Below are 25,617 nucleotides of genomic sequence, written 5' to 3'. Positions count from 1 at the left end.
GTTGCGCTGGACTCAGAAGCTGCGGGAGACACTGGCCACCCACGGCCACAGGCCGCGGTCGGCATAGCCGGTGCGGGCGTTGCCGAACACGCGGTCCACCTCCACGCTCCAGCGCCCAGTGGTCCAGATCAGCCCGGCGTGGCCGTAGCGATAGTGCGCGGTGTACTCCAGCCCGTACAGGGCCGGCGGTGCCTGGCTGACGCCGACCCCGGCCGACAGCGACAGCGGGCCGGTCAGCGGCTGGTGCGCGGTCAGGTCCAGCGCACCGTACCAGCGCTGCTGCAGGCCGCTGTCGGGCATGCGGAAGGCGGCCAGCGACAGGCTCAACCGGTCGCGGTAGCTCCAGCCCAGGCTGACCTCGTCGCGGTTGAACAGGCGGTTGGCGCGTGCGCCAGGGTAGCGGTACAGCAGCGCCTCGGCCTGCACTTGCCAGCTGTCGGACACGGTCCAACTGCGCGACAGGCCGACGCTGCCCATCAGCACCTTGCCCGGCGCGCCCAGCGCCACGCTGGCCGAGCCGCTCAGCGACCAGCCCGGCGCCGGCAGCCAGAACAGCGCGCCCTGCAGGGTCGGGGTAGCGCGGGTCACGGCGATGCCGCGGTCGACCAGTTGCGAGCTGACCCCGGCGGCGCCGCCGACATCGCCGGCCATCGCCGCGGGTGCATGCAGGGCGGCCAGCGCCAGGGCCAGCGCCGCGCCGGCGCACGGATGCACTGACCGCCGGAGCGCGGTGCCCGTCCTGCAACGCTGGGCGACGGCGGGTGGCCGGGACGAGGCGCCGCGGACGGCAGGCAAAAAACGCACGGTGACTCGATGCTCGCAGGTCAGGAATCGGGCACGGGCGCGGCACGCTGGCCGGCCCGTCGGGCGCCGAATATGACCGGATCGGGCAGCGAGTTCAATGCAGGCTGTGCAGGTAGGCGATCAGGTCCTGCAACTGCTTGGCGTCGTCCAGGCCGTCGTACTTCATCTTGCCGCCGGGCAGGGCCTTGGACGCCGGTTGCGACAGGTAGCTGCGCAGCTTGTCGTCGCTCCAGGTCCACTGGCTCTGCTTCATCGCGTCGGAATAGGCGTAGTCCGGCACGCTGCCGGCGCGGCGCCCGGCCACGCCGAACAGGGTCGGGCCCTTCTTGTTCTTGGCCGGCGCGGCGCTGTGGCATTCGGCGCATTCGCTGGCGAACACGCCGGCGCCGGGCATGCCGCCGGCGGCCCGTGCGGACGGCGCCACCGCGGCGGCCAGCGGCAGCAGGCCGGCCAGCAGGGTGCATAGGGACAAGGCATTGGTGCGTTTCATGGGGGAAGCTCCGTGCGGGGGGATCAGAAAGCGAGGCTCAGGCTCAGCGCGAACTGGTTGAGGTCGCGCGGGCGGGTGACCGGGGTGGCCCCGAACACGTTGCCGGTGCTGCCGTTGAACTTGCTGAAACGGAACCAGGTCGCGGACAGGCGCAGGTTGGAGATCGACGAGTAGCTGTCGTCCTTGCCGAACGGTGCCCACGAGGCGCTGATCAGGTTGCTGGTGGTGTCCGGTGCACCGTACGGGCGGTAGCGGAACGGATCGTCCGAGCCGGTGTTGATGAAGTGCGCCAGCAGCAGGCTGTAGCTCTGCTTGTAGGTGTAGTTGAGGCTGATCGACTGGTCGCGCACGATGGCCCGGCGCGGGCCGGCCAGGGCCGGGTTGGTCGGGTCGATCAGTGCGCTGCCGTAGCGGCGGCGCTCGTAGATGTTGAGGTAGCCGAGCTTGAGGATGTGCTCGCGGGTGCCCAGGAACTGGTAGTTGAGGTCGTAGCCGAGGTCGGTGAAGTCGTCGCGCGGGCCGGTGTCGCGCGGCAGCTGCCGGCGCGTGGTCAGCGCAACCACGCCGGCGGAGAAGAACTGCCGCTTGAGGTCCTTCATGTAGCTCAGGCGCAGGTAGCCGGTGTCGCTGAGCTTGCCGGGATCGCCGCCGATGGCGTAGCCGAGATCGTCCTGCGTCGACACCGGCAGGGCGGTGTAGGTGCCGACTTCGCCGTACCAGTTGCGGTCGTACAGGCCGTAGACGCTGGTGCCGATCACCCGGTTGGACAGCGACGACTGGTTGAGCAGGGTGGTCGAACTGGCATAGGCCGAGGCCGGACCCAGGCCGGAGGCGTTGGGCAGCATGCCGATCGGATCCTGGCTGCCGGGATTGTTGTTGACGCTGACGCCGAGCAGGGTGTCCTTGCCGCCGAGCTGGAAACTCTTGACCACCGCGCGCAGGTCCACGTTGTCCAGGCGCGTGGTGTAGTCGTTCTTGCCGTTGTTGGTCCTGGCGACCTTGACGTAGCCGCCGACGTTGTCGGTGATGCGTCCGGCCAGGTACAGGTCGGCTTCGCTGAAGCGGGTGCGGCTCTCGCCGCGCGCCGGCACGCTGCGGTTGGCGGTGAGCTGCGCGGACACCGGGATCTTGGTGCCGTTGCCGTCGCTGTCGGTGTAGCCGCCGAGCTTGAAGCGCATGCCGTACGGGGTCAGCGCCGGGCCGTAGGCGCCGATGTGGCAGTCGGCGCAGGACGAGCCGGTCTGCCGCGCGAATGCCGGCACCGCGGCCGCGCGCGGGCTCAGCACCAGCAGCAGCGAACCGAGCGCCGACCACAGCAGCGCCTGCTCGGCGCCGCGCGTCCTGTCGCTGCGGGAGAAGGTGGAGGGGGACGACAGGGCCTGGTGCATGCGGAAAGTCCTTTGGCGGGCGGGTGGGGGCGGCGACGGACGCAAACGGGGGAGGGAGACGCGGCTCAGCGGCGGCGCAGGAACGGCAGCATCCGTTGCAGCACCGCGTCGCGGCGGACGAGGTGGTGCCACAGCGCCGCGCCGATGTGCAGCAGGATCAGGCCGAGCAGCAGCCAGGCCGCGTCCACGTGCCAGGCGCCCAGGGTGTCGGCGAGATCGGGATCGGGCGCGACCAGTTCCGGCAGCGTCGCGCCGAACAGATGCACCGGCTTGCCCATCGATTGGCTCAGCGCCCAACCCAGCACCGGCAGGGTCAGCAGCAGCGCGTACATCACCACGTGGGTGGCGCCGGCCAGCAAGCGCATCAGCGCCGAACCGGCCTCCGGGTCGTGGCGCTTGCCCAGGCGCATGCGCAGCGCGACGCGCAGGCAGAACAGGCCGAGCACGAACAGGCCGAAGTGGCGGTGGCCTTCCAGCAGCCACTGCCGCCACATGCGGCCTTCGACCTCTTCGCGCAGCAGGATCAGCCCCGCCGCCAGCACCAGGCACAGCACGGTGAGCCAGTGCAGCCACACCATCGGCCGCGGCAACGCGGCCGACGCGGCGGCAGGGGACACAGGGGGGGGCGGAGCGGCCGGCGTGGGCGAGGTCATGGCGGTACGCGGTGTCCTTGGGGGCAACGAAGTGGGACGCAGGCCGATGCCGGCGGGGCATCGCGGCAGCGGTGGTCGTCGATGGGTGCCGGCGCTGCGGCGAAAGGTTGCCTCGCGCTGCGCGTCGGCCTCGCGCAACCTTTCCGCAGACCGGCGGCACTCAGCCTGGACACTCCGATGTGGAGCCCGGTCGGGCACTCTGATGGCAATCGAACGAATCCAGTTGCGGACGCACGGCGATGCGCGCGGGCAGCTCGTGGCGCTGGAACAACAGCGCGACGTGCCTTTCGACATCCGCCGCGTGTACTACCTGTTCGCCACCCGCAACGGCGTGCACCGCGGCCAGCATGCGCACCGCCATCTCAACCAGTTGGCGGTGGCGCTGCACGGTTCGGTGTCGTTCCTGCTCGACGACGGCAATGGCCCGATGCAGGTGGTGCTGGACGATCCGCGGCAGGGCCTGCTGCTCGGCAGCATGGTCTGGCGCGATCTCTACGACTTCAGCGAAGACTGCGTGCTGATGGTGCTCGCCGACCAGGCCTACGATCCCACCGACTACATCTTCGACTACGACGAGTTCCTGCGCGAAGCCGCGGGCCTGCGCCGGCAGGAGGCCTGAAGCCATGGCACGTCCCCTGGTCATCGTCGGCGCCGGCGAGCTGGCGCAGATCGCCTGCGAGTACTTCACCCACGACAGCGACTACGAGGTGCTGGCCTTCAGCGTGGAGCGCGACTACCTGTCCACGCCGACCCTGGCCGGCCTGCCGGTGGTGGCCTACGAGGAACTCGAGCAACGGTATCCGCCGTCGCAGGTGGAGGTGTTCGTGGCGATTCCCGCCAGCGGCCTCAACCGGCTGCGCACGCGCTTCTACCTGGACGCCAAGCGCCGCGGCTATCGCATGGCCAGCTACGTCAGTTCGCACGCCTTCGTCTGGCGCAACGTGGAACTGGGCGAGCACTGCTTCGTGTTCGAGCACAACGTGCTGCAGCCGTTCACCCGCATCGGTGCCAACTGCATCCTGTGGAGCGGCAACCACGTCGGCCACCGCACGGTGCTCCACGACCACGTGTTCTTGGCCTCGCATGCGGTGATTTCCGGCTACTGCGAGATCGGCGCGAGCAGCTTCGTCGGGGTCAACGCCACGCTGAGCGACCGGGTCAAGGTGGCCGCCGACAACGTGATCGGCGCCGGCGCGCTGCTGACCCGCGACACCGAGCCGGGACGCATCTACGTCGGTGCGCCGGCGCGGGCGGTGGCCGGCAAGTCCAGCTTCGACGTGGACCTGTGAGGCACATGTTCGCCTGGCACAAACGTGGATTGGTGTTCGACACCGTGCGCGACGGCGTGGGTGGCTGGATGCGGCATTCGGCGTTGACGCCGACGCCGCTGCGGCTGGACGCCGAGCGTCTGCGCATCTATGCCGGCTTCCGCGACGACGCCGGCGTCAGCCGCATCGGCTACGTCGACGTGCGCGCCGACGATCCGACCCGGGTGCTGGGTGTCAGCGCAGCACCCGTACTGGACATAGGCCGCGCCGGCTGTTTCGACGACAACGGCATGATCCTCGGCGACGTGGTGCATGGGCCGGACGGTCTCTACATGTTCTATGTCGGCTTCCAGCAGGTGGCCCGTGCCAAGTTCCTGGCCTTCACCGGCCTGGCGGTGTCCACCGATGGCGGCGACACCTTCCAGCGCCGCCAGGACACGCCGCTGCTGGACCGCGCGCCGGGCCGCAGCACCATCGCCGCGGTGCATTCGGTGCGCTACCGCGCTGGCCGCTGGCAGCTGTGGTACGCGGTGGGCGACGACTGGGAATGGCTCGGCGGCACGCCGTATCCGCGCTACCACATCCGCTGCGTGGAGACCGACGACCTGCAGGCGATCCCGCGGCAGGACACCGTCTGCCTGCAGCCGCAAGGCGACGAATACCGTATCGGCCGCCCGCGGGTGTACCGGCACGATGGCCGCTATCTGATGTACTTCACCCACGGCAGCCGCGATGGCGCCTATCTGCCGGGCATGGCAGTCAGCGACGACGGCCGCCACTGGCAGCGCAGCGACGCGGCGCTGGGCCTGCCGCTGTCCGCCGCTGGCTGGGATGCGCGCACGCTGTGCTATCCGGCGCTGATCCGCCATGGCGAGCGGCTGCTGATGTTCTACAACGGCAACGACATGGGGCGCGACGGCTTTGGCGTGGCCGAGGCGGTGCTGCCCGCCGGCATGGTCCGGGAGGACGCCGATGCTGTCGGTTAGGGCCTACACCACAGCCGATGCGCCGGCGTGGGATGCCGTGGTGACTGCCTCGCGCAACGGCAATCTGCTGCACCGGCGCGGCTACATGGAGTATCACGCGGCGCGCTTCGTCGACGTCTCGTTGCTGGTCGAGGACGCCGGCACGCCGGTGGCGGTATTCCCGGCCAACTGCGACGGCGACGTGGTGACCAGCCATGCCGGGCTGAGCTATGCCGGTCTGGTGTCGACCCACGCGCTGCGGGCGACGGCCACGCTGGAGGTGTTCGAACGCATCGCGGCGCATTACCGCGACGCCGGCGTGCGCACCCTGCTGTACAAGGCCGTGCCGCATCTGTTCCACCGCAGCCCGGCGGAGGAGGACCTGTACGCGCTGCATCGGTTGGGGGCGCGTCTCTACCGTCGCGACCTGTCCTCGGCGGTGCCGCTGCGTGCGCCGCCGCGCTTCGCCGCCGCACGCAAGCGCTCGGTGGCCAAGGCGCGTCGCGCCGGGCTGCGCGTGCAGCGCGTGGACGACCCGGCGCCGCTGCATGCGCTGCTGGGCGAGGTCCTGCAACGCCACGACGCGCGTCCGACCCACAGCCTGGACGAACTGCGCCTGCTGTGCGCGCGCTTCCCGGCGCAGATCGTGCCGTATGAAGTGCGCGACGGCGTGGACCTGCTGGCCGGCACGCTGGTGTACGACTTCGGCCACGTCGTCCACACCCAATACCTGGCCTGCTCGGAGCCGGGCCGCCGCGCCGATGCGCTGAGCCTGCTGCTGGCCGAGTTGATCGAACAGGTCTACGCCCAGCGCGACTTCCTCAGCCTGGGCATTTCCACCGAGCAGCAGGGCCAAGTGCTCAATGCCGGCCTGGTCGAGCAGAAGGAGCGCTTCGGCGCGCGCGCGGTGGTCCACGATTTCTACCGTTGGGAGTTGCAATGAGCCTGCCGCCGGCCAGCGTGCCGTTCCTGGATCTGCGCGCCAGCAACGCGCGCTATGCCGACGAGCTCAAGGCCGCAGCGGCACGGGTGATCGATTCGGGCTGGTATGTGCTCGGCGAGGAACTGGGCGCATTCGAGCGCGAGTTCGCCGCCTACTGCGGCGCGGCCCACGCCATCGGCGTCGGCAACGGCATGGACGCGCTGACCCTGATCCTGCGCGGCTACCGTGCGCTGGGCCGGCTGCGCGAAGGCGACGAGGTGCTGGTGCCGGGCAACACCTTCATCGCCAGCTTCCTGGCGATCAGCGAGAACCGGCTGCGGCCGGTGCCGCTGGAGCCGGCGGCGGCCAGCTTCAATCTGGATCCGGCGCAGGTGGAGCGGGCGATCAGCCCGCGCACCAGGGCGATCCTGGCGGTGCACCTGTACGGGCAACTGGCCGACATGGCCGCACTGCGTGCCATCGCCGAGCGCCATGGGTTGCTGCTGCTCGAGGACGCCGCGCAGGCGCATGGCGCCCGCCGCGACGGCCGCCATGCGGGCAGCTTCGGCGACGCCGCCGGCTTCAGCTTCTTCCCCGGCAAGAACCTGGGCGCGTTGGGCGACGGCGGCGCCGTGACCACCGACGACGCCGAACTTGCGGCGCAACTACGCGTGCTGCGCAACTACGGCTCGGACATCAAGTATCGGCATCTCGTGCAGGGCGTGAACTCGCGCCTGGACGAGCTGCAGGCGGCGCTGTTGCGGGTCAAGCTGCGCCACCTGGATGCCGATATCGCCGCGCGCCGCACAATCGCCCAGCGCTATCTCGAGCGCATCGCGCATCCGCTGATCGCCTTGCCGCAGGTGGCCGACCCGGCGGCCCACGCGTGGCACCTGTTCGTGGTGCGCTGCGCGCAACGCGACGCGCTGCAACGGCATCTGCAGGCCCAGGGCGTGCAGTGCCTGGTGCATTACCCGACGCCGCCGCACCGGCAGCCGGCCTATCCGGAACTCGCCGCCCTGCAGTTGCCGCTGTGCGAGCGATTGGGTGCCGAGGTGTTGAGCCTGCCGATCGGACCGACCCTGGACGATGCGGCCGTGGCGCAGGTCATCGATGCCTGCCAGCGTTTCGGGGGTGAGGCGGCATGAACGTGCTGCGCAGCGGCGTGTACAGCGGCGTGGCCACCGCGGCCAAGCTACTGTCCGCGTTGCTGGTGCTGAAGCTGGTGGCGGTGTACGCCGGCCCGGCCGGGGTGGCCCGGCTCGGACAGTTCACCAGCCTGATGTCGCTGCTGGCGGTGGTGGCCGGCGGCGGCATCGGCGCCGGCGTGGTCAAGTACGTGGCCGAGTACCGCGACGATGCACCGGCACTGACCCGGCTGCTCGGCAGCGCACTCGGCTACGCCTGCGTCGCCGCGTGTGCGATGGGCGTGGCCGCGCTGCTTTGCAGCCGCCTGATCGCCGAGCGCCTGCTCGGCGACGCGCAGTACCAGCCGCTGATCTGCGTGCTGGCGGTGGCGCAGCTCGGCATTGCGCTGGCCAACTACATCCTGGCGGTGGTCAACGGCTTCATGGACGTGCGCCGGCTGGCCTTCGTCCAGGTAGCCGGTGCGGTGCTGAGCGTGCTGCTGGTGGCCGCGCTGGCGCACGGCATGGGCCTGTCCGGGGCGCTACTGGGCCTGGTGCTGGGGCAGGTGGCCTGGCTGTGCGCCGGCGTGCCGGCGCTGCGACGCAGCCCGTATTTCCGCCGCGAGATGCTGCGCATCCGTTTCGACCCGGCGATGGTGCGGCGACTGGCCGGCTTCTCCGTCATGACCCTGGCCTCGGCGCTGCTGCCGCTGCTGGTCAACATCGGCGTGCGCGATCACCTGGCCGGCCAGTTCGGCTGGCAGCAGGTCGGTTACTGGCAGGCGGTGAGCCGCGTCTCCGATGCCTATCTGCTGTTCTTCACCACCGCCATCAACGTCTACTACCTGCCCAAGTTGGCGGCGCTGCATACGCGGCAGGCGCTGTGGCAGGAACTGCGCGGTGCCTACCGCTACGTGCTGCCGGCGGTGCTCCTCGCCGCGGCGGCGGTGTACCTGTGCCGCGACTGGATCACCCACCTGCTGTTCTCGGCCGATTTCGCCGCCGCACTGCCGCTGTACGCGCCGCAGCTGCTGGGCGACGTGCTCAAGATCGCCTCCTTCGTGCTGTCCTACCTGATGCTGGCCAAGGCGATGACGCGGCTGTTCGTGCTCTCCGAATGCCTGTTCGCCGCCAGCTACCTGGGACTGGTGGTGCTGTTCACCGCGCGCATGGGCCTGATCGGCGCGGTCTATGCGTTCGCCTGCAACTACGCGCTGTACCTGGCGTTCAACATGCTGGTGGTGCGCCGCTACCTGCGAGGACTGGGCTGATGGACGCGACACACACCCCGCCGACGCTGCCGCTGGTGTCGGTGCTGATTCCGGCCTACAACCACGCGCGCTTCGTGCAGCGCTGCCTGGACAGCGTGCTGGAAGACCCGTACCCGAACAAGGAGCTGGTGATCGTCGACGACGGCTCCAGCGACGGCACCGCCGAGCGCATCGCCGCGTGGATCGCGCAGCACGGCGACAGGTTGCACGTGCGCTTCTGGCCGCGCGAGAACCTCGGCATCGCCGCCACGCTCAACCACCTGGTGGCGATGGCGCGCGGCGAGTTCCTGCGCTTGGGGGCCAGCGACGATTACCTGCTGCCCGGCGGGCTGGGCGTGCAGGTGGCATATCTTGGCGCGCATCCGCACAAGGCCGCGGTGATCGGCGACGCCATCGTGGTCGACACCCAGGGCCGCACCGTGCACCAGAGCAGCATGCGCGACCTGCACGGCGTGGACAAACGCCTGTACCTGAGCGAGGCCGGCATCCGCCGCGCGGTGATCCGCCACTGGGCGGTGAGCGGGGCGGTGGCGCTGGTCCGGCGCAGTGCGCTGCAGCCGGGCGCGGGATGGGACGAGGGCCTGCGCATCGAGGACTGGGACTTCTTCCTGCGCCTGGTCGCGCGCGACGCCCTGGGCTTCCTGGACGTGGCGGTCTGCGCCTACCGCGTGCACGACCACAACGCCAGCCGCACCCGGCATCTGCCCAGCCGCCTGGCCAACCTGGCCGAGTCGCGGCAGGTGGCGCTGCGTCGCGCGCGCTTGTTCGATCCGGCCTGCCGCACCCTGCTGCACGCGCAGGCGCACTACATCGCCGCGAAGATCGCGTTCCTGCGGCGCAGCCCGCTGGCCCTGGGCGGACACCTGCTGGCGCATGCGTGGCTGTCGCTGTTGGCGCGGCTGCGCCAGGGCGGCCAACCGACGCTGGCCGAGCGCGGATGAGCCGCCTGCTGCGCCTGCCGTCGGCGTATTTCGGCCTGCCGCTGCTGCTGAGCTGCGCGCTGACACTGCTCAGTTTCGACCTGCCGCCCGGCTATCTCGCCGGCATCGCACTGCTGGCCGCCGTGGCGGTGGCGACGCTGGGCCTGGATGCGCTGCTCGGCATCCGCCTGCCGCCGCTGGCGGCGTTCCGGTCGCGCGAGTACGCCGGCACCCGCGAGGCCTTCGTCGCGCTCGGCCTGGCCGCGGCGGTGGGCCTGTTCTGCCTGCTGGACCTGTTGCTGTTCCCGATCCCGTTGCTGCACAACCCCTCCGCCTACGCCGACCTGAGCCCGCTGCAATCGCACGTGCGGCATGTATCGAACATGTGCTGGATCCTGCCGCCGATCGGCCTGCTGTGCGTGCGCGAGCGCAGCGTGCGCAACGCGCTGCTGCTGGCCGGCTTCACCTTCCCGGTGCTGGTGATCGACCGCAACCGCCTGTTCGCGGCGGTATTCAGTGTGGGCCTGCTGCTCTTGCTGCGCCGCGACCCGGCGCGGCCGCTGCCGTGGAAACGGGTGCTGGCGCTGCTGTGCGCCGGCGCCGCCGCGTTCTCGCTGTTGGGCACGCTGCGCTCGGGCTCGCTGGAGTCGGTGGCGCTGCCGTTCGGCGCGCTGTACCGGGCCGCACCGCAGGGCATCAAGTGGCTGCTGCTGTACATCGTCGCCGGCCCGTACAACTTCGGCGCGCTGCTCAGCAAGGGCTACGAGAACGCCAGTTTCCTGATCAACCAACTGGTGCCGCTCAGCGGTTCCATCGCCACCGCCGGGACCGGCATCCCGCTGGACGCGCCGAACATCAATGTCGGCACCGAGTTCCTGCCGTTCCTGCTGGCCGGCGGCCCCGGCGCCGCGCTGGCGGCGATGCTGGCGCTGTACGCGGCGCTGCTGTGGAGCGTACGCCTGCTCGGTCGCGGCGTGGCGCTGTTCAACCTGCTGGTGTTCCTGCGCATCGCCTATGCCTGCGTGATGTCGCCGTTCGCGCCGCAGGCCTTCACCTGGACCAATGCCGGCTTCGTCGCGCTGTGCCTGCTGTTGCACGCCTGCAGCGCCTTGCTGCCGAACCGCCGCGACGCCGCGCCGTCCACGGCTCTGCCTTCCGTTTCCCCGAGATCCTCGCTGCCATGACCGACACCGCAATGCACCAAGACGAAATCTATCTGATCGACCTGTGGCGGATCCTGCGGCGCGAATGGCGCTGGTGCCTGCTGCCGCTGTTGCTGGCATTGGCGCTGGCGGCGCTGTTCCTGCACGGGGCGACGCGCCAGTGGCAGGCCACCGCCTGGGTGCAGGTCGGCGAGTTCGGCCCGACCCCGTCCGGGCGCGACCCCAAGCTGGAGCCGTTCCAGCGGGTGATCGACCGGATCAAGACACGGCAGTTCCAGGAACAGGTGCTGCACAGCGCCGGCGTGGTCCTGGACAGTCGCCAGGCCGCGCTGTACCGCGACAGCCTGAAGCTGGATCCGGACCCGTACGCCAACCTGATCCAGTTGACCCTGCGCGCGCAATCGCCGCAGCAGGCGCGACAACTGGCCACGGCTACCATCGCGCAGTTGCAGGCGCTGCACCGGCGCATCCAGGCCGGTCCGCTGCAGCAGGCCACGGCGCGGCTGCAGGAGCTGACCGCGGACATCGCCACCACCCAGGCCGAGCGCGACCGCCTGCTGCAGCAGCAACGCGAAGGCCGCGGCAGCGTCGAGCAGCAATTGCTCGGCAACATGCTGCTGTCGGAGAAGACCACCACGCTGCGCGGCCTCAAGGCCGAGCGCGAGGATCTGCTCGGCCGGCTCGGCACGCGCTACACCTACGACACCTCGGCGCCCTGGGAGACCTACGTGCCGCCGCGCGCGGCGTTCCCCAACCCGGTGCTGGTGCTGGCGGCGGCCCTGCTGGCTGGGCTCGGCGGTGGCGTGCTGGCCGCGGTGGTGCGCAATGCGCTGCGCCGGCGCCACGTCCGGCCGGCAGGGGAGTGCGCCGCCGCATAACGGCACCTCGCCGATTCAACCAAACGGCGCTGCCGCCGCACCTACCTGCAGTACCGCGCGCTCGATGCGTGCGGATTCCGACAAGGGCAGAGCAGTGGAGAGGTGCAGGTGACAGCGAATGGCAAGGCGGGTGCAACGGCGCACACGACCACTCTGGACCCGGTGCGGTTGCTGGACACGCAGCGCGCCTTCGACAGCGTGGCCGCCGACTACGATGGCCCGCGCGGCAACAACGCGCTGATCCAGCGCATGCGGACCACCCTGTGGGACACGGTGGCGACGCAGTTGCCGGTCGGCTCGCGCCTGGTCGATCTGGGCTGCGGCACCGGCCTGGATGCGCACGCCTTCGCCCAGCGCGGCTACCGCGTGCTGGCCACCGACTGGTCGCCGCAGATGGTGGAGCGCACCCGTGCCCGCGCGCAGGATCCCAGTCTGCGCGGCCGGCTCAGCGTGGCCCATGTCGGCATCCAGCAACTGGAGCTGCTCGACGGCGAGTTCGATGGCATGTACTCCAACTTCGGCCCGCTCAACTGCGCGCCGGACCTGCCCGACGTCGCGCGCCACTGCGCGCGGCTGCTGCGCCGCGACGGCCGCCTGGTGTTCTCGGTGATCGGCCGCCTGTGCCCGTGGGAGCTGGGCCACTACCTGCTGCGCGGCCGCGTTCGCCGTGCCGCCGTGCGCGCCGCACGTGGCGCCACCGCCGTGGGCATGAACGGGCACACGATCTGGACCTGGTACTACCTGCCGCGCGAGTTCTACCGCGCGTTCGCGCCGCATTTCGCGCTGGAGTCGTACCGCGCGCTCAGCCTGTGCCTGCCGCCGCCGTACCTGGTCGAGCACTACCAGCGCCATCCGCGCCTGGGCGAGGCGCTGGGCCGCCTCGACGACCGCATCGGCGGCTGGCCGCTGCTGCGCGACATGGGCGATCACTTCCTGATCGTGATGCGCAAGCGCTGAGCATGGCCGCGTCTGCCGCCTCCATCGACCTCTGCCTGGAGGGTGCGCGCGTCGCGCACGCCGGCGGCGCGGTGCACGCGCCGCTGGCGCTGCACGCCGGCCGCATCGCCGCGACGGCCATGCCGGCCGCGCTGCGCATCGATCTGCACGGGCAATTGGTGCTGCCCGGCTTGATCAACGCCCACGAGCATCTGCACGTCAATGCGGTGCCGCCGTTGCGGCAGGCTGCGCCGTTCGCCAACAGCTATGCCTGGATCGACGCCTTCGCCGCGCATTTCCGCACGCCGGCGGTGACCGCCGCGCTGGCCCTGCCCAAGTCGCTGCGGCTGCGCCATGGCGGGCTGAAGAACCTGCTGGCCGGGGTGACCTGCGTGGCCCACCACGATCCCTGGCATGCCGCGCTGGATGCGGCCGACTTCCCGGTGGCGCTGCTGCGCGACTTCGGCTGGAGCTACACCTTGCACGGTCCCGACTACGGGCCGCCGCTGGCACAGAGCTTCGCCGCGGCGTCCGCTGCCGGCTGGCCGTGGATGATCCACCTGGCCGAAGGTACCGACGCGGTGGCTGCCGGCGAACTCGCCGAGCTGGAGCGGCGCGGCTATCTGGCGGACAACACGGTACTGATCCACGGTGTGGGCCTGGGCGCGGACGACGTCGCCCGCGTCCTCGCGTGCGGCGCGGCGGTGGTGTGGTGCCCGAGCAGCAACCTGACCCTGCTCGGACGCACCCTCGATCCGCAGCGCCTGAGCGCGGCCGGGCGCCTGGCGCTGGGCAGCGATGCGCGGGTCAGCGGCGGCCGCGACCTGCTCGAGGACCTGCGCCTGGCCGCCGCCCACGGCCTGGACGCGACCCAGGCGCTGCGCCTGGCCACGACCGCCGCGGCCGAGATCCTGCGCATGCCGGATCGCGGGCATCTGGCGCCGGGCGCACACGCCGATCTGCTGATCGTCGCCGACCGTGGCGGGGCGCCGGCGCAGAGCCTGGTCGGGCTGCCGCGCAGCGCGCTGCGCGCGGTGGTGCGCGATGGCCGTCCGCGCATCGCCGATCCCGATTTCGCCCCATGGTTCGCCGCGGCCGGCGTGGACACGGTGCCGGTGACGCTGGACGGCGTGCCGAAGTTGCTCGCCGCAGAACTCGCCGACCCGGCGCTGCTCGCGCTGGAGCCGGGCCTGGAAGTCCAGGTTGCACCGCCGCGTTCACGCCTGACCCAGTTGTCGCAGGAATGCCCGGCATGAGCGCGATCCCGACCCTCGATCCGCTGGCCGCCTATGCGCTGTGGGCGGACAGCTACCCGGCGCAGGCGCACAACCCGGTGATGCAGGCCGAGCAGCGCGCCATGCTGGCCTTGCTGCCGCGGTCGTTGCGCGGCCAGCACGTGCTCGATGCCGGCTGCGGCAGCGGCCGCTACCTGCTGCATGCGCTGCAGCGTGGCGCCGGCCACGTCACCGGCGTGGACCTGTCGCCACAGATGCTGACGCGCGCGGCGCAGGAACTGGCCGACGTCGATACCGACCGCTACACGTTGCACGAAGGCGGCCTGGAGGCCTTGCCGCTGGCCGACGCCAGCGCCGACCTGAGCCTCTGCGCGCTGGCGCTGGGGCACCTGCCGCAGTTGCCGCCGGCCCTGGCGGAACTGCGCCGCGTCACCGGCCCCGGTGGCTGGGTGCTGTGCAGCGACGTGCACCCGATCGGCCCGGCGCTGGGCTGGCGCCGCGACTTCAAGGCCGGCGGCCAGCGCTACGCGGTGCGCCACACCCAGCACCTGTACAGCCACTGGCACGCCGCCTGCGCTGCGCTCGGGCTGGCCATCGACGCGGTCAGCGAACCGATGCTCGACCCGGCGGACATCCCCGCCGGCGCCCATTTCGATCCCGCTGCATTGCAGGTGCCGGTGGCCCTGGTGCTGCGCCTGCGGCGCCTGCCGTGACCCCCGTCCTGCGTCCGCCCCGTATGTCCTCCACACCGAACACGCTGCTGGTCAATCCCACCATCACCAAGCCGTCCAGCGCTCGCTTTCCGCTGTCGCTGCTGAACCTGGCGGCGGCACTGGATCGCACTGGCGACAGCCGCATCATCGACGGCAACGTCGACCGCGACTTCATCGACCGCAGCCTGCAGGCGCTGCAGGAGCAGCGCTTCGATGCGGTCGGCATCAGCGTGATGGGCGGGCCGCAACTGGCGCCGTCGATCGCGCTGTCGCAGGCCATCCGTGCGCGCTTCCCGGCGCTGCCGATCGTCTGGGGCGGCTATTTTCCCACGCTGTACCCGGACACCGCGCTGGCCGCACCGTACGTGGATTACGCGATCCGCGCGCAGGGCGAGGACACCTTGCCGGAACTGCTGGCCGCCTTGCGCGGCGAGGGGCCGACGCTGGCGCAGGTCGACGGGGTATCCTGGAAGCACGACGGCGCCGTGGTGCACAACCGCAACCGCGCGTTCCAGCGCGGCGACGCGCTGCCATCGCTGCCGTACGAGAAACTCGGCGAACCGCGCCGCTATCTCGGCCGCACCTTCCTCGGCCGCCGTACCGCCTCGCACCAGGCCGCGCTGGGCTGCCGTTTCCGCTGCACCTTCTGCGGGGTGGCGGCCATGTTCGGCGGTGCCACCGCCTTGCCGACCGCGGCGCGCCTGGAGCGCGAGCTGAGCTATCTGAAATACGGCCTGGGCGCCGACTCGATCCAGTTCTTCGACCACAACTTCTTCGACCGCGAAGCCGACATGATTCCGCTGCTGGAGGTGATGGCGAAGCTGGAACTGCCGTGGTGGTGCTATGCCCGCGCCGACGCGCTGCTCAACCTGTCCGAGAGCACCTGGAAGCTGGTGCGCAAGAGCCGCCTGCGCATGGCCTACATCGGCGCCGAGTCGCCGAGCGGGGCGATGCTCAAGGAGATCCGCAAGGGCACGCGCCCGGACCAGACCCTGGAGGTGGCCGAACTGTGCCGGCGCAACGGGGTGATCCCGGAGCTGTCGTTCATGGTCGCGCCGCCGCAGGACAGCGAACGCGAGACCGAGCAGACCTTCGAGTTCATCCGCGAGCTGAAGCGGATCAACCCGCAGTCGGAAATCATCGTCTACGTGTACACGCCGCTGCCGGACAGCAGCCGCCACGAGAAGGACCGCGGCCGCCGCGCCGGCATGCCCTTGCTCGATCGCGACGGCGTGCCGGTGCAGTTCCCGCGCACACCGGAGGAATGGGCCCAGCCGCAGTGGGTGGACTACGCCTGCCACGCCGATGCGCCCTGGCTCACCGATGCGCTGCGCCAGCGCATCCGCGATTTCGTTACCGTGCTCGGCTGCCGCTATCCCACCGCGCAGGATCAGCGCTCGCCTGGCTGGGCCAAGCGCGGCCTCAGCGCGCTGGCCGCGTGGCGCTACCGCTACCGGCGCTACGACCGGCCATGGGAACTGAACCTCGCCAACCGGCTGGTGCGCCTGCACCGGCCGCAGGTGTCCGGGATCTGAGCATGGCCGGCAACGTCGCCCGCGCCGTGCATGCCGTGCAACTCAACTTCGTGCCGTTGCCGGACGGGGTGACGCCGGAGCAGGCGTTCGCGCTGTGGCCATCGCTGGCCGACATCGCCGAGGCGGTGGCCAGCGCCGGCACCCGCGTGTCGGTGATCCAGGCCGCCGCGGTCGATGCGCAACTGCAGCGCAACGGCGTCGACTACCACTTCGTGCGCCGTGCCGAGACCGGGCGCCGGCGCCATCTGCGCCGCATCGCCGCACTGCTGGCCGAGCTGGAGGCCGACGTGGTCCACGTGCACGGCCTGCAGTTCGCGCGCGAGGCGGCGACGCTGGCGCGCTGGCGGCCGTCGCTGCCGATCCTGCTGCAGGACCACGCCAACCGACCGCCACGCTGGTGGCGGCGGCCGCAATGGCGGCGCTGGTACGCCGCCGCCGCCGGCATCGCCTTCACCTCGCTGGACCTGGCACGCGGCTTCGTCGGCGCCGGGCTGTTCGCCGGGTCCACGCGCCTGTTCGCCATTCCCGAATCCAGTTGCCGCTTCACTCCCGGAGAGCGCGACCAGGCGCGCCGCGACAGCGGGCTGCATGGCGCGCCCTGCGTGCTGTGGGTCGGCCATCTGAGCGAGGGCAAGGATCCGCTCACCGTGCTCGACGGCGTGGCCCGCGCCAGCGAGCAGCTGAGCGGGCTGCAGCTGTTCTGCGCGTTCGGCGATGCGCCGCTGCTGCCGGTGGTGCAACAGCGCATCCAGGCCGATCCGCGGCTGGCCGGCCGCGTGCACCTGCTGGGCCGGGTGGAGCACGCGCAGATCCAGACCCTGATGCGCGCGGCCGACCTGTTCGTGTCCGGCAGCCTGGGCGAGAGCTGCGGCTACGCTGCGCTGGAGGCCTATGCCTGCGGCGCGGTGCCGGTGCTGACCGACATCCCGGCGTTCCGTGCGCTCAGCGACGGCGGCCGGGTCGGTGCGCTGTGGCCCTGCGGCGACGCCGAACGCCTGGCGGCCGCGCTGCTGCAGGCCTCGCGCGACGGGCCGTCGCGGGCGCTGGTGCGCACCCATTTCGATGCGCAGCTGTCGTTCGCGGCGGTCGGCCGGCGCTGGGCGCGCGCCTATGCGCACCTGCTCGGCGCCACGTCGCGGAGCGCGGCATGAAGCTGGCGCTGGTGGTGCCGGGCGGCGTCGACCGCAGCGGCGAGTACCGGGTGATTCCGGCCTTCCTGAGCCTGATCGAGCGCCTGGCGCGCGTGCACGACCTGCACGTCTTCGTGCTGCACCAGGAGCCGCTGCCGGCGCAATGGGACCTGCTGGGCGCGCGCATCCACAACATCGGCGCGCTGCGTACGCGTTGGCGCGCGATCGCCGCGATCCGCGCCGAGCACCGCCGCGCGCCATTCGACGTGGTGCAGTCGCTGTTTTCCGGCCACTGCAGCCTGATCGCGGTGGCAGCAGCGCGCTGGCTGCAGCGGCCGAGCCTGGTGCACATCGCCGGCGGCGAACTGGTCGCACTGCACGCGATCGGCTACGGCGGCCGGCGCAAATGGCAGGGACGGCTGCGCGAGGCATTGGTGCTGCGCCTGGCGAGTGCGGTGACCGCCGCCAGCGCGCCCATCCTCGACAGCTTGCGGGCGTTGGGCATCGCCGCCGAGCGCGTGCCGCTGGGCGTGGACCTGCGCGCCTGGCCGCCGCGTCCGCCGCGCCCGCGCGGGGAGCGCCCGGCGCGGCTGCTGCACGTGGCCAGCCTCAATCCGGTCAAGGACCAGACCACCCTGTTGCGTGCACTCGCCGCACTGGCCCGCGCCGGGGTCGACTTCCGCATCGACCTGGTCGGCGTGGACACCCTCGACGGCGCGATGCAGCGCCTGGTCGCCACGCTGGGCCTGAGCGAGCGCGTGCGCTTCCTCGGCTTCAAGACCCAGCGCGACCTGCGGCCGCTGGTGGAAGCGGCGGATCTGCTGGTGCTGTCGTCGCAGCACGAGGCCGGGCCGCTGGTGCTGCTGGAAGCGGCGGTGGCCGGCGTGCCGACCGTGGGCACCGCGGTCGGGCATCTGCAGGAGTGGGCGCCATCGGCGGCGCTGGCGGTGCCGGTCGGCGACTGGGCCGGGCTGGCCGATGCGCTGCGCCAGGTGCTCAGCGACGACGAACTGCGCCTGCGCCTGGCCTGGGCGGCGCAATGCCGGGCCGTGCGCGAGGACGCCGACTGCAGCGTGCGCGGCTTCACCGCGCTGTACCAGCGCCTGTGCGCACCGCGCAGCACCGATGAGCGGCGCGCGGCGCAGAACGGTTGACGCGCAGCGCGGCGTGCCGGCGCTTCGCCTTCAAGGCGGCATCGTGTCTTGTCGTAGGAGCGGCTTCAGCCGCGACACGCATTTCCCGCAACGGCTGTCGCGCCTGAAGGCGCTCCTGCGACGGTCTTATGAGGGCGTGCGTCAATCCGACGACGGCGCATAGCCCTGCAGCGCGGTCCGCACCGCATACAGCGTGTCCATCCGCGGCACCGGGCGCAGCAGGCGCTGCAGCACGCGACGACGCTGCGGCAGGCGCACCCAATCCTGGCCCTGCAACCACAGTTGGGTGCGGATCATCTCGGCGCGTTCCTGGCGGCTTTCCGCCGACGGCTGCAGGCGCTGGCGCAGATAGTCCAGCACCTCGCGGCCCGAACGCGCCCACTCGATGCCCGGCAGCGCCGGCAACCAGAGTTGCGAGCATGACGCCGCGGTCAGGTCCAGCCCACGCGCGCGCAGCCGCAGCAGCGGCGGGCACTGCGCGCGCAGTTGCTTGAGCACCGCCGACGGGATCGCCGCGCGGTAGTAGCGCAACATCAGCCGCAGCGGCGGCCACGCCCACCAGGCATCGGCACCGGTCAGCACCTGCCAGTCGCTGGCGCGCATGCGCGGAGCGAGCAAGGCCAGGTCGTGCAGGTGCATCAGCCGCAGGCTGCGGCTGCACAGCCCGCCGGCCGCGTGCAGCAGCAGGTGGCGCATCAGCGCGCCGTTGCTCGGGTAGGGATTCAAGCCGGGCTTGCCGTCGCCCGGCAGGAGCTGCGTGCCGAGGTCGACCGTGCGCAGCGGTAGGCGCTCCTGGATGCGCACGTGCAGTTCGATGTTGATCGGCGTGTCGCGGTGCTCGCCCAGGCCACCAACCGCCTGCGCCTGCGCCGGTCGGAAGGTCTGGTGCTTCCACTGCGCGAACTCGGCCACGTAGCCCAGCGCGGCGAGCAGCGTCGCGGCACGCTCGGCATCTTCGGGGCGCACCAGCAGGTCGATGTCGGCCATCGGCCGGTCGCCCGGCCGATACAGGCCTTGCGCATGCAGCGCCGCGCCCTTCAGCGGCACGATCGCCAGGCCGGCGGTCTGCGCCAGGGCGTCGATTCGCTGCAGCAATGCCGCGATGCGCTGGTAGCGCTGCGCCACGTGTTCGCGCTGCCCCTCCAGGAACGCGCGCCACGGCCGGTCCGGCCATTGCGAGCGCTGGCTCAGCAGTGGCGCCACGCCGTGCGCGACCGCCGCCGCTGCGGCCAGTTGCCAGTTCAGGCCGCTCCAGTCCGGCATCGGCGCACCGGGGCGTGCCAGCTCATGCGCCAGGGTTTCGGTGGCCAGGCGCAGGCCACGGCCGATGCGCCGCAACGGCAGGTGTGCCGGCGTCGCCGCGGATGCCGCTGTCGGCAGGTCGGCCGCCACGGCCGGAGACGAGGGCGTCGCCAGGTCGCTCATGAGCGCTGCACCAGCGGGATGCGGCGACTGCCGCCGGCGGCGACCGCCTTGGCCGTCGGCGCTGGTGGCTGGTCGGTACGATGCTGCGCCTCGTGCGCGACCAGTGCTGCCCAGTCGGCGTCCAGCACCGCCCAGTCCTGCGCGTGCGTCGGCGCCTGGCACGCATCCTCGCGGCATTGCAGGTCCACCTGCCGATGCAGCAGATCGCGTACCTGGCGGTAGAACGCCGAGTCGTAGGCGCCACGGAACATCATCGCCAGGTCGTCGCTGTCCTGCCAATGCGTCTTGCGCCCGAGCTGGTCCTTGACCTGTTGGTAGAACACAGTGCCGGGCAGGGGATAGGACACGCTGACGCCGATGTCGTCCGGGCGCGCCTGCGCCACCAGCCGGCGCGTGGCGAGGATGTCGTCGAGTTGCTCGTCCAGGTAGCCCAGCTGCAGGAAGAAGCCCACGCGGATGCCCTGCGCGCCCAGCCGCTGGCGCGCGGCGATCACGCCGTCCACGTCGGTGCCCTTGGTCATCTTGTCGAGGATGCGCTGGCTGCCGCTCTCCGCGCCGATCCAGGCCTCGCGGCAGCCGGCCCGCGCCAGGGCGGCGGTCATGCGCTCGCTGCACAGGTCGGCACGGGTCTGGATGGTGAAGGGCACCGCACCGTCGGCGGTGACCAGCGCATCGGCGAAGTCCTCCACCCAGTCGACGTGGAAGCCGAAGATGTCGTCGGCCATCCACACATGGTCGGGCGCGAAGCTGCGCTTGAGCTGGGTCATCTCCGCGGCCACGTCCTGCGCCTCGCGGCGCTTGTAGTGATTGCCCCAGATCGGCTTGGCGCACCAGTTGCAGCGGAACGGGCAGCCGCGCGAGGCGGCCATGTTCAGGCTGAAATGGCCGTGTCGCTGCTGCCAGAACGCGCGGTAACGCGAGATATCCAGCAGGTCCCAGGCCGCCGTCACCGACAGCCGCGGATCCGGCGGCCGCGCGCCGATCTGCGCGCGCTTGAGTTGCGGCAGCACCGCGCTGGCCACCTCGGCGAGGCCGGCCACCCAGCGCGCCGGGTCGATGTCCGGTTCCGCCTGCAGCCGCGCCACCAGTTCCAGCAAGGCCGCGATGCCTTCGCCGATCAGCACCGCGTCGGCACCGGCCGCGAGAAACGCCTCCGGATGGTCCGAGGCGTCGGAGCCGGCGACGATCACCCGGCTGCCGCCGGCGCGCGCCTCGGCGATCATCCGGCACGCGGCCTCGCGCATCCGGCTCAGGCACATCTTGGTGAGGAAGTTGAAGTTGTCCTCGTAGAACACCACCAGGTCCGGCCGCTGCGTGCGGACGGCGTGGTCGTAGTTTTCCACGCCTTCGGCGAGCATCGCGTCGAACAGCGTCACCGGGTGTCCATGCTGACGCAGCAGCGCCGCCACCTGCAGCGTGGCCAGCGGCGGGTACGGTTTGCCGCGCTCCCATTGCTTGGGGTCGTAGCGCAGGAAGTAGGAGTGGCTGACCTGGATCTTGAGCATCGGCGAAAGGTCTCGTTCGGCGCCGCGGGGGAGGGGCGCATGCAGCGATGGCCGCGCGCAGGTGGCCGTGGCGGTAGGTGCCGGGGCTGCACCGTTTGGTTGCGCGAAATACCGGTATGACCCGCGCAACCTTTGGCCGCGGCAGGCGCACCCACGCTGCATCCACCCAAGCGACTCTTCTCCGATGCAGCGATCGACCGTGCGTGTTCTGGACGTGGCAACAAGCGACCACGCCACGCCTGTCGTCGCTGCGGCCGGTGCCTGCGATCCGTTCCACACTCAGCTGCGGCGCCCGCACAGGCTCAGCAAGCAACTGCTCGGCGGACGCTTCCACTTCGAGAGCAACAGTCCGGCGCTGCTGGCGTTGGTGGAAGCGGCATTCGGCGCGGTGCCGGCGCATCGCCTGCCGGAGAGCGCCGCGTTCCGCATCGAACTGACCCTGGTGGACCGCGGCGACGCACCCTACGCGCTGGCAATGGAGCCGCCGCCGGTGCAGACCCATTCGGGCGCGGGTGTCTTGAGCGGGGTGATCGATGCGCACAACTACGTCGTGCTGGTGCCCGAGCAGCGCAGGGCATTGGTCGTGGTGTCCGAGGACATGCTCGCGCACGCCTACCACGTGCGTTACGAGCTGATCGAGTTCGCCGTGTTCGTGCTTGCCGCGCACGGCATGCGCCTGGTGCCGCTGCACGGCGCCTGCGTCGGCCGCGATGGCCGCGGCGTGCTGCTGCTTGGCGGCAGCGGCGCCGGCAAGTCGACCCTGGCGCTGCACAGCCTGCTGCGTGGGCTGGAGTTCCTTGCCGAGGACGCGCTGTTCGTCGCTCCGCAATACCTGCTCGCCACCGGCATCGGCAACTTCCTGCATCTGCGGCCGGAACTGTTGCACCTGCTTGATGCGCATACCCGCGCCTGGATCGCCGCGGCGCCGATGATCCGCCGCCGCAGCGGCGCGCTGAAGCACGAGGTGGACATCCGCCAGGGCGAAGGGCGCCTGGCACAGGCACCGTTGCGGCTGGCCGCGGCCGTGTTCGTCTCGTCCACCATGGCCGCCGATCCGCAGCGGCTGCTGCAGCCGCTGCCCGACGCGGACGTGGCGGCACGCCTGGCCGCGGACCAGCCCTACGCCGCGGGCCAGCCGCACTGGCCGTTGTTCGCGCGCCAGTTGCAGCGGCTGGGCGTGTACGAACTGCAACGTGGCACGCATCCGGAGGCCTCGGTCGATGCGGTGCAGACACTGTTGGCCTGATCCCTTGCTGGGCGTGACGATGCCGACGACGCGCATCGCCGACGCAGGGGAGTGCAGGCGGCGCACCGCGTCGATGGTCCGCCGCATGGACACCCACCGATGAGCGCACGCCCGGAGCCGGCATCGCACTTGCTGCGCGCCTTCGTCGCCGTGCTCGGCCGTGGCGAGCGCCTGCGCATTGCCGGGTACGTGCTGCTGTCGCTGCTCGGCGCGCTGGCCGGCGCGCTGGCGGCGGTCGCGCTGGTGCCGCTGGTGCAACCCGGCCACGTGCTGACCCTGGCCGGCCACGTCTTGCCGTTGCCGAACGGCTTCCTCGCGCAGACCCTGCTGTTCGTCGCCGCCAGCAGCGGCTTCGCCCTGCTGCGTTGGTGGGGCACACGACTGGCCGCGGACCTGGCCAGCCGCCACGCGCTGGACCTGCGCCGGCAGGTGCATGCACGGCTGCTGCAGGCGCCGCTGCCGGCCCTGGCCGACGCCAGCTCGGCGGAAATCGCCAACCTGCTCACCTACAACGTCGAGATCGTGGTGCAGGGCTTCAGCGCGCTGCTGCAGTTGCTGGTGGCGGCGATCACCGCGGCGGTGAGCCTGGCCGCGGCGTTCTTGGTCTCCCCGATGCTGGTGCTGGCACTGCCGCCGCTGCTGGCGCTGGGCCTGCTCGCCTTCCGCATCGCCGGCCACGAACAGGCCCGGGTCAGCCGCCAGTACGTCGCCGACATGACCCGGCTGTTCTGGCTCAGCGAGGATTTCCCGCGGCGTCTGCGCCACGTGCGCTCGTTCGCCCGCGAGGCACGCGAGCAGGAAGCCTACGAGGCGATCGCCGGCCGGCTCGCCTATGGCTACGCGCGCCAGCAGGCGCTGGTCGCCTCCGGCCGCCTGTTGCTGGAACTGGCGGCGGTGGCGGCCATCGCCGCGATCATGCTGCTGGCCGGGGTGTGGCACGGCATCGACCGCGGCGCGCTGATCACTGTCGGCCTGCTGCTGGGACGGCTGCTGCCGTACCTGGTCTCGACCCGGCAGAGCGTGCAGCAACTGCGCTCGGCCGCGCCTGCGCTGGAATTGTGGCAGCGCTACGTCGCGCTCGGCACGCTGCCAACACCACTTGGCACTGTGGCGGCGCAGTCCAGTACAGCGACGGAAGCGACGGCGCCGATCCAGATCGCACGCATCGGCCTGGCACCGCCGCTGGCCGCGGTGGCCTTGACCGGTCTGGTCCTCGCGCCAGGCACGCTGACCCTGATCAGCGGCCCATCCGGCGTCGGCAAGAGCAGCCTGATGGACGCGCTGGCCGGCATGGTCGCGCCACCGCAGTTTGCTGCGCACTGCGACGGCCGCGTGCTCGACTTCGCCGGCTACCGCGCCGCGCTGCAGCCCTTGGCCTATGTCGCCCAGGGCGTGCGGCCCTGGCAGCACAGCGTGCGCCACTGCCTGGCCTGGGCGGCGCCGAGCGCGAGCGAGACGGCAATGTGGGAAGCCCTGCGCGACGTCGGCCTGGCCACGCGTCTGCAGGGCGGCGCCGGCCTGGACACCGCCGCGCACGGCGCCGGCGCGCGCCTGTCCGGTGGCGAACTGCAGCGGTTGCTGCTGGCCCAGGTGCTGCTGCGGCAACCGCGCGTGGCCTTGCTCGACGAAGCCACCAGCGCCCTCGACGCCGTCGCCGAACAGCAGGTCCTGAGCACGTTGCGGCGGCGGCTGCCGCAGACCGCCCTGGTCGCGGTCTCGCACCGCCTCGGCCTGACCGCCATCGCCGACCAGTGCGTGATGGTGCAACGCGCGACCGTGTCCCCGCTGCTGTTGGCTGATCGGGCGTCCTGAGCGAACGCGGCGGTACTCTGCCGGGGCCTGGCGCTATTGTCTGCAACTGCGCTGGATGCCCATAGGTGCTGCACGCAATTTTGTCTAAGCGACATGGACTAGGCATCGCTAAGCTCTCCGCACAGGGGGGATCATGGACGTCATTCAACGGGCAGCAGTTGGGTTGCTCCTCATCGCCGTCTCGACCACGGCATTCGCGCAAACGCGCTCGGCGGTCGGACGGGGCGTCGAGCGTGTGAATCCGCAGCGCAACGTCGCCCCGATTCCACGCCTGGATTGCCGCAAGCTGCTGGCAAACGATCCTCGTCCCTGGACGCATGCCTATTGCGAACAGGTGGACTTCTCCATGCAGGACAACTTTGCCCATAACTTCGGCCGTCCGCGACCGTCCCAGATCCAACTCGACATTCCCGAACTGGGCACTGCCGAAGCCCGGGCCGCCGGCGTGTCCTGCTCGGAAGGGCGCGTGATCCGCAAAGTGGGCAACGGCTGGGAGCAGGCGCTGGACCGCGATCGCAATTATTTGCGTTGCAGACCGTCGGTGGAGCTGCCGTCGGGATTTATTGGTAGGTGAAGCCGCGTGTGTGCTCGGCGCATGCGCAAAAAACAAGACCCCGCAAGCGGGGCCTCGTTCGCATTCAAACGTATGTGGGCGTGAGTCACCTCACATCCAACTCACAGCTACGGAATGTCGCACTTCATCTTTCCATCCACGTAGTACGGCTTGGGGACGTCCGGATTCTGGCTGGTCTTCTCGAACACCACTTCGAACGAGTTGGGGTCCGGCTTGCCCTTGCGTTCAGTGCAGGCGTCCAGCAACTTCTTCTTGACCGCGGCGATGCCGGCATCGCGGTTGGCACCGTCGGCGCTGTTGGTGAGATTGGCGACCTCGGCGAAGGCCGGCGAGGCAAGGCCCAACAAGCTTCCTGCGAACACGAGTGCGTGCAGCGTCTTCATGGCGTCTCCTTGTTTTGATGTCCGTACGCGGTGGGAGGCGTGCGTTGCGGCGCCTGCGGCAATGCCCGGCGCCGCGGTCGCCCTCCAGCGCGGAGCCAGGATAGGGAGCGCTGGTTAAGG

25 protein-coding genes are annotated in these 25,617 nt (G+C 71.0%); 18 read left to right on the top strand and 7 right to left on the bottom strand.

What is annotated here, in order from left to right:
• Positions 1–12: 12 nt before the first annotated feature.
• The 4 genes from AC1PMG_RS10870 to AC1PMG_RS10855 all read right to left on the bottom strand — a co-directional run bounded on the left by AC1PMG_RS10870 (position 13) and on the right by AC1PMG_RS10855 (position 3,260).
• On the bottom strand, positions 13–714 hold the full coding sequence (locus AC1PMG_RS10870) for a hypothetical protein (RefSeq protein ID WP_481108906.1): 702 nt from the start codon (positions 712–714) through the stop codon (positions 13–15).
• A 184-nt stretch (positions 715–898) separates the two neighbouring features.
• A complete protein-coding gene (locus tag AC1PMG_RS10865) occupies positions 899–1,294 on the bottom strand; it encodes a c-type cytochrome (protein WP_481108905.1) in 396 nt (131 codons plus the stop codon).
• A 23-nt stretch (positions 1,295–1,317) separates the two neighbouring features.
• Positions 1,318–2,682: a cytochrome C gene (locus AC1PMG_RS10860; protein ID WP_481108904.1), complete on the bottom strand. Its 1,365-nt coding sequence runs from the start codon at positions 2,680–2,682 to the stop codon at positions 1,318–1,320.
• Positions 2,683–2,747: 65 nt separating this feature from the next.
• On the bottom strand, positions 2,748–3,260 hold the full coding sequence (locus tag AC1PMG_RS10855) for a cytochrome b (protein WP_017916198.1): 513 nt from the start codon (positions 3,258–3,260) through the stop codon (positions 2,748–2,750).
• A gap of 277 nt (positions 3,261–3,537) precedes the next feature.
• Between AC1PMG_RS10855 and AC1PMG_RS10850 the strand changes: the two genes are divergently transcribed.
• The 15 genes from AC1PMG_RS10850 (at position 3,538) to AC1PMG_RS10780 (ending at position 18,552) form a co-directional block, all read left to right on the top strand.
• Entirely contained in the window at positions 3,538–3,954 is a 417-nt protein-coding gene (locus AC1PMG_RS10850) for a sugar 3,4-ketoisomerase (protein ID WP_150409103.1), read from the top strand.
• A gap of 4 nt (positions 3,955–3,958) precedes the next feature.
• Entirely contained in the window at positions 3,959–4,624 is a 666-nt protein-coding gene (locus AC1PMG_RS10845) for an acetyltransferase (protein WP_481108903.1), read from the top strand.
• A gap of 5 nt (positions 4,625–4,629) precedes the next feature.
• Positions 4,630–5,589: a hypothetical protein gene (locus tag AC1PMG_RS10840; RefSeq protein WP_481108902.1), complete on the top strand. Its 960-nt coding sequence runs from the start codon at positions 4,630–4,632 to the stop codon at positions 5,587–5,589.
• Entirely contained in the window at positions 5,576–6,511 is a 936-nt protein-coding gene (locus AC1PMG_RS10835; RefSeq protein WP_481108901.1) for a GNAT family N-acetyltransferase, read from the top strand. Before AC1PMG_RS10840 ends, AC1PMG_RS10835 begins: the two co-directional genes overlap by 14 nt.
• On the top strand, positions 6,508–7,638 hold the full coding sequence (locus tag AC1PMG_RS10830) for a DegT/DnrJ/EryC1/StrS family aminotransferase (RefSeq protein WP_481108900.1): 1,131 nt from the start codon (positions 6,508–6,510) through the stop codon (positions 7,636–7,638). The genes AC1PMG_RS10835 and AC1PMG_RS10830 overlap by 4 nt, the downstream gene beginning before the upstream one ends.
• Positions 7,635–8,888 carry an O-antigen translocase gene (locus tag AC1PMG_RS10825; protein ID WP_481108899.1) on the top strand — a complete coding sequence of 418 codons (1,254 nt, stop codon included), beginning with the start codon at positions 7,635–7,637 and terminating at the stop codon, positions 8,886–8,888. The genes AC1PMG_RS10830 and AC1PMG_RS10825 overlap by 4 nt, the downstream gene beginning before the upstream one ends.
• The gene (locus AC1PMG_RS10820; RefSeq protein WP_481108898.1) at positions 8,888–9,829 is read left to right on the top strand and encodes a glycosyltransferase family 2 protein; all 942 of its coding nucleotides are present in this window, start codon (positions 8,888–8,890) and stop codon (positions 9,827–9,829) included. The genes AC1PMG_RS10825 and AC1PMG_RS10820 overlap by 1 nt, the downstream gene beginning before the upstream one ends.
• Positions 9,826–10,992: a hypothetical protein gene (locus tag AC1PMG_RS10815; protein WP_481108897.1), complete on the top strand. Its 1,167-nt coding sequence runs from the start codon at positions 9,826–9,828 to the stop codon at positions 10,990–10,992. The genes AC1PMG_RS10820 and AC1PMG_RS10815 overlap by 4 nt, the downstream gene beginning before the upstream one ends.
• Before the next feature lie 11 nt (positions 10,993–11,003).
• A complete protein-coding gene (locus tag AC1PMG_RS10810; RefSeq protein WP_481108896.1) occupies positions 11,004–11,849 on the top strand; it encodes a Wzz/FepE/Etk N-terminal domain-containing protein in 846 nt (281 codons plus the stop codon).
• Between the two features lie 108 nt (positions 11,850–11,957).
• Positions 11,958–12,806 (top strand): class I SAM-dependent methyltransferase, encoded by an 849-nt coding sequence (locus AC1PMG_RS10805; RefSeq protein ID WP_342072751.1) that lies wholly within the window; start codon positions 11,958–11,960, stop codon positions 12,804–12,806.
• Between the two features lie 2 nt (positions 12,807–12,808).
• Positions 12,809–14,041 carry an amidohydrolase family protein gene (locus AC1PMG_RS10800; RefSeq protein WP_481108895.1) on the top strand — a complete coding sequence of 411 codons (1,233 nt, stop codon included), beginning with the start codon at positions 12,809–12,811 and terminating at the stop codon, positions 14,039–14,041.
• Positions 14,038–14,733 carry a class I SAM-dependent methyltransferase gene (locus AC1PMG_RS10795; protein ID WP_481108894.1) on the top strand — a complete coding sequence of 232 codons (696 nt, stop codon included), beginning with the start codon at positions 14,038–14,040 and terminating at the stop codon, positions 14,731–14,733. Before AC1PMG_RS10800 ends, AC1PMG_RS10795 begins: the two co-directional genes overlap by 4 nt.
• Before the next feature lie 23 nt (positions 14,734–14,756).
• Positions 14,757–16,268: a B12-binding domain-containing radical SAM protein gene (locus AC1PMG_RS10790; protein ID WP_481108893.1), complete on the top strand. Its 1,512-nt coding sequence runs from the start codon at positions 14,757–14,759 to the stop codon at positions 16,266–16,268.
• 2 nt (positions 16,269–16,270) lie between these two features.
• The gene (locus AC1PMG_RS10785; protein ID WP_481108892.1) at positions 16,271–17,419 is read left to right on the top strand and encodes a glycosyltransferase family 4 protein; all 1,149 of its coding nucleotides are present in this window, start codon (positions 16,271–16,273) and stop codon (positions 17,417–17,419) included.
• The gene (locus AC1PMG_RS10780; protein ID WP_481108891.1) at positions 17,416–18,552 is read left to right on the top strand and encodes a glycosyltransferase family 4 protein; all 1,137 of its coding nucleotides are present in this window, start codon (positions 17,416–17,418) and stop codon (positions 18,550–18,552) included. The genes AC1PMG_RS10785 and AC1PMG_RS10780 overlap by 4 nt, the downstream gene beginning before the upstream one ends.
• A gap of 141 nt (positions 18,553–18,693) precedes the next feature.
• Here the strand turns inward: AC1PMG_RS10780 and AC1PMG_RS10775 are convergent, their stop codons facing one another.
• Both AC1PMG_RS10775 and AC1PMG_RS10770 read right to left on the bottom strand, forming a co-directional pair.
• A complete protein-coding gene (locus AC1PMG_RS10775) occupies positions 18,694–19,977 on the bottom strand; it encodes a nucleotidyltransferase family protein (protein ID WP_481108890.1) in 1,284 nt (427 codons plus the stop codon).
• Positions 19,974–21,482 carry a B12-binding domain-containing radical SAM protein gene (locus AC1PMG_RS10770; RefSeq protein WP_481108889.1) on the bottom strand — a complete coding sequence of 503 codons (1,509 nt, stop codon included), beginning with the start codon at positions 21,480–21,482 and terminating at the stop codon, positions 19,974–19,976. The genes AC1PMG_RS10775 and AC1PMG_RS10770 overlap by 4 nt, the downstream gene beginning before the upstream one ends.
• A 184-nt stretch (positions 21,483–21,666) precedes the next feature.
• Between AC1PMG_RS10770 and AC1PMG_RS10765 the strand changes: the two genes are divergently transcribed.
• The 3 genes from AC1PMG_RS10765 to AC1PMG_RS10755 all read left to right on the top strand — a co-directional run bounded on the left by AC1PMG_RS10765 (position 21,667) and on the right by AC1PMG_RS10755 (position 25,114).
• Positions 21,667–22,728, top strand: a complete 1,062-nt coding sequence (locus tag AC1PMG_RS10765; RefSeq protein WP_481108888.1) for a phosphoenolpyruvate carboxykinase (ATP) — start codon at positions 21,667–21,669, stop codon at positions 22,726–22,728.
• A 99-nt stretch (positions 22,729–22,827) separates the two neighbouring features.
• The gene (locus AC1PMG_RS10760) at positions 22,828–24,540 is read left to right on the top strand and encodes an ATP-binding cassette domain-containing protein (protein ID WP_481108887.1); all 1,713 of its coding nucleotides are present in this window, start codon (positions 22,828–22,830) and stop codon (positions 24,538–24,540) included.
• Positions 24,541–24,673: 133 nt separating this feature from the next.
• Positions 24,674–25,114: a hypothetical protein gene (locus AC1PMG_RS10755; RefSeq protein WP_481108886.1), complete on the top strand. Its 441-nt coding sequence runs from the start codon at positions 24,674–24,676 to the stop codon at positions 25,112–25,114.
• A gap of 107 nt (positions 25,115–25,221) precedes the next feature.
• On the opposite strand, the gene AC1PMG_RS10750 is transcribed toward AC1PMG_RS10755, so the two are convergent.
• Positions 25,222–25,497, bottom strand: coding sequence for a hypothetical protein (locus AC1PMG_RS10750; RefSeq protein WP_481108885.1), 276 nt, complete (start codon positions 25,495–25,497; stop codon positions 25,222–25,224).
• Positions 25,498–25,617 lie beyond the last annotated feature (120 nt).

This window comes from Xanthomonas sp. NCPPB 2250 (assembly GCF_056725265.1).
The sequence above is the reverse complement of the archived record's forward strand: the minus strand, read 5'-3'. Positions and strand labels throughout refer to the sequence as shown.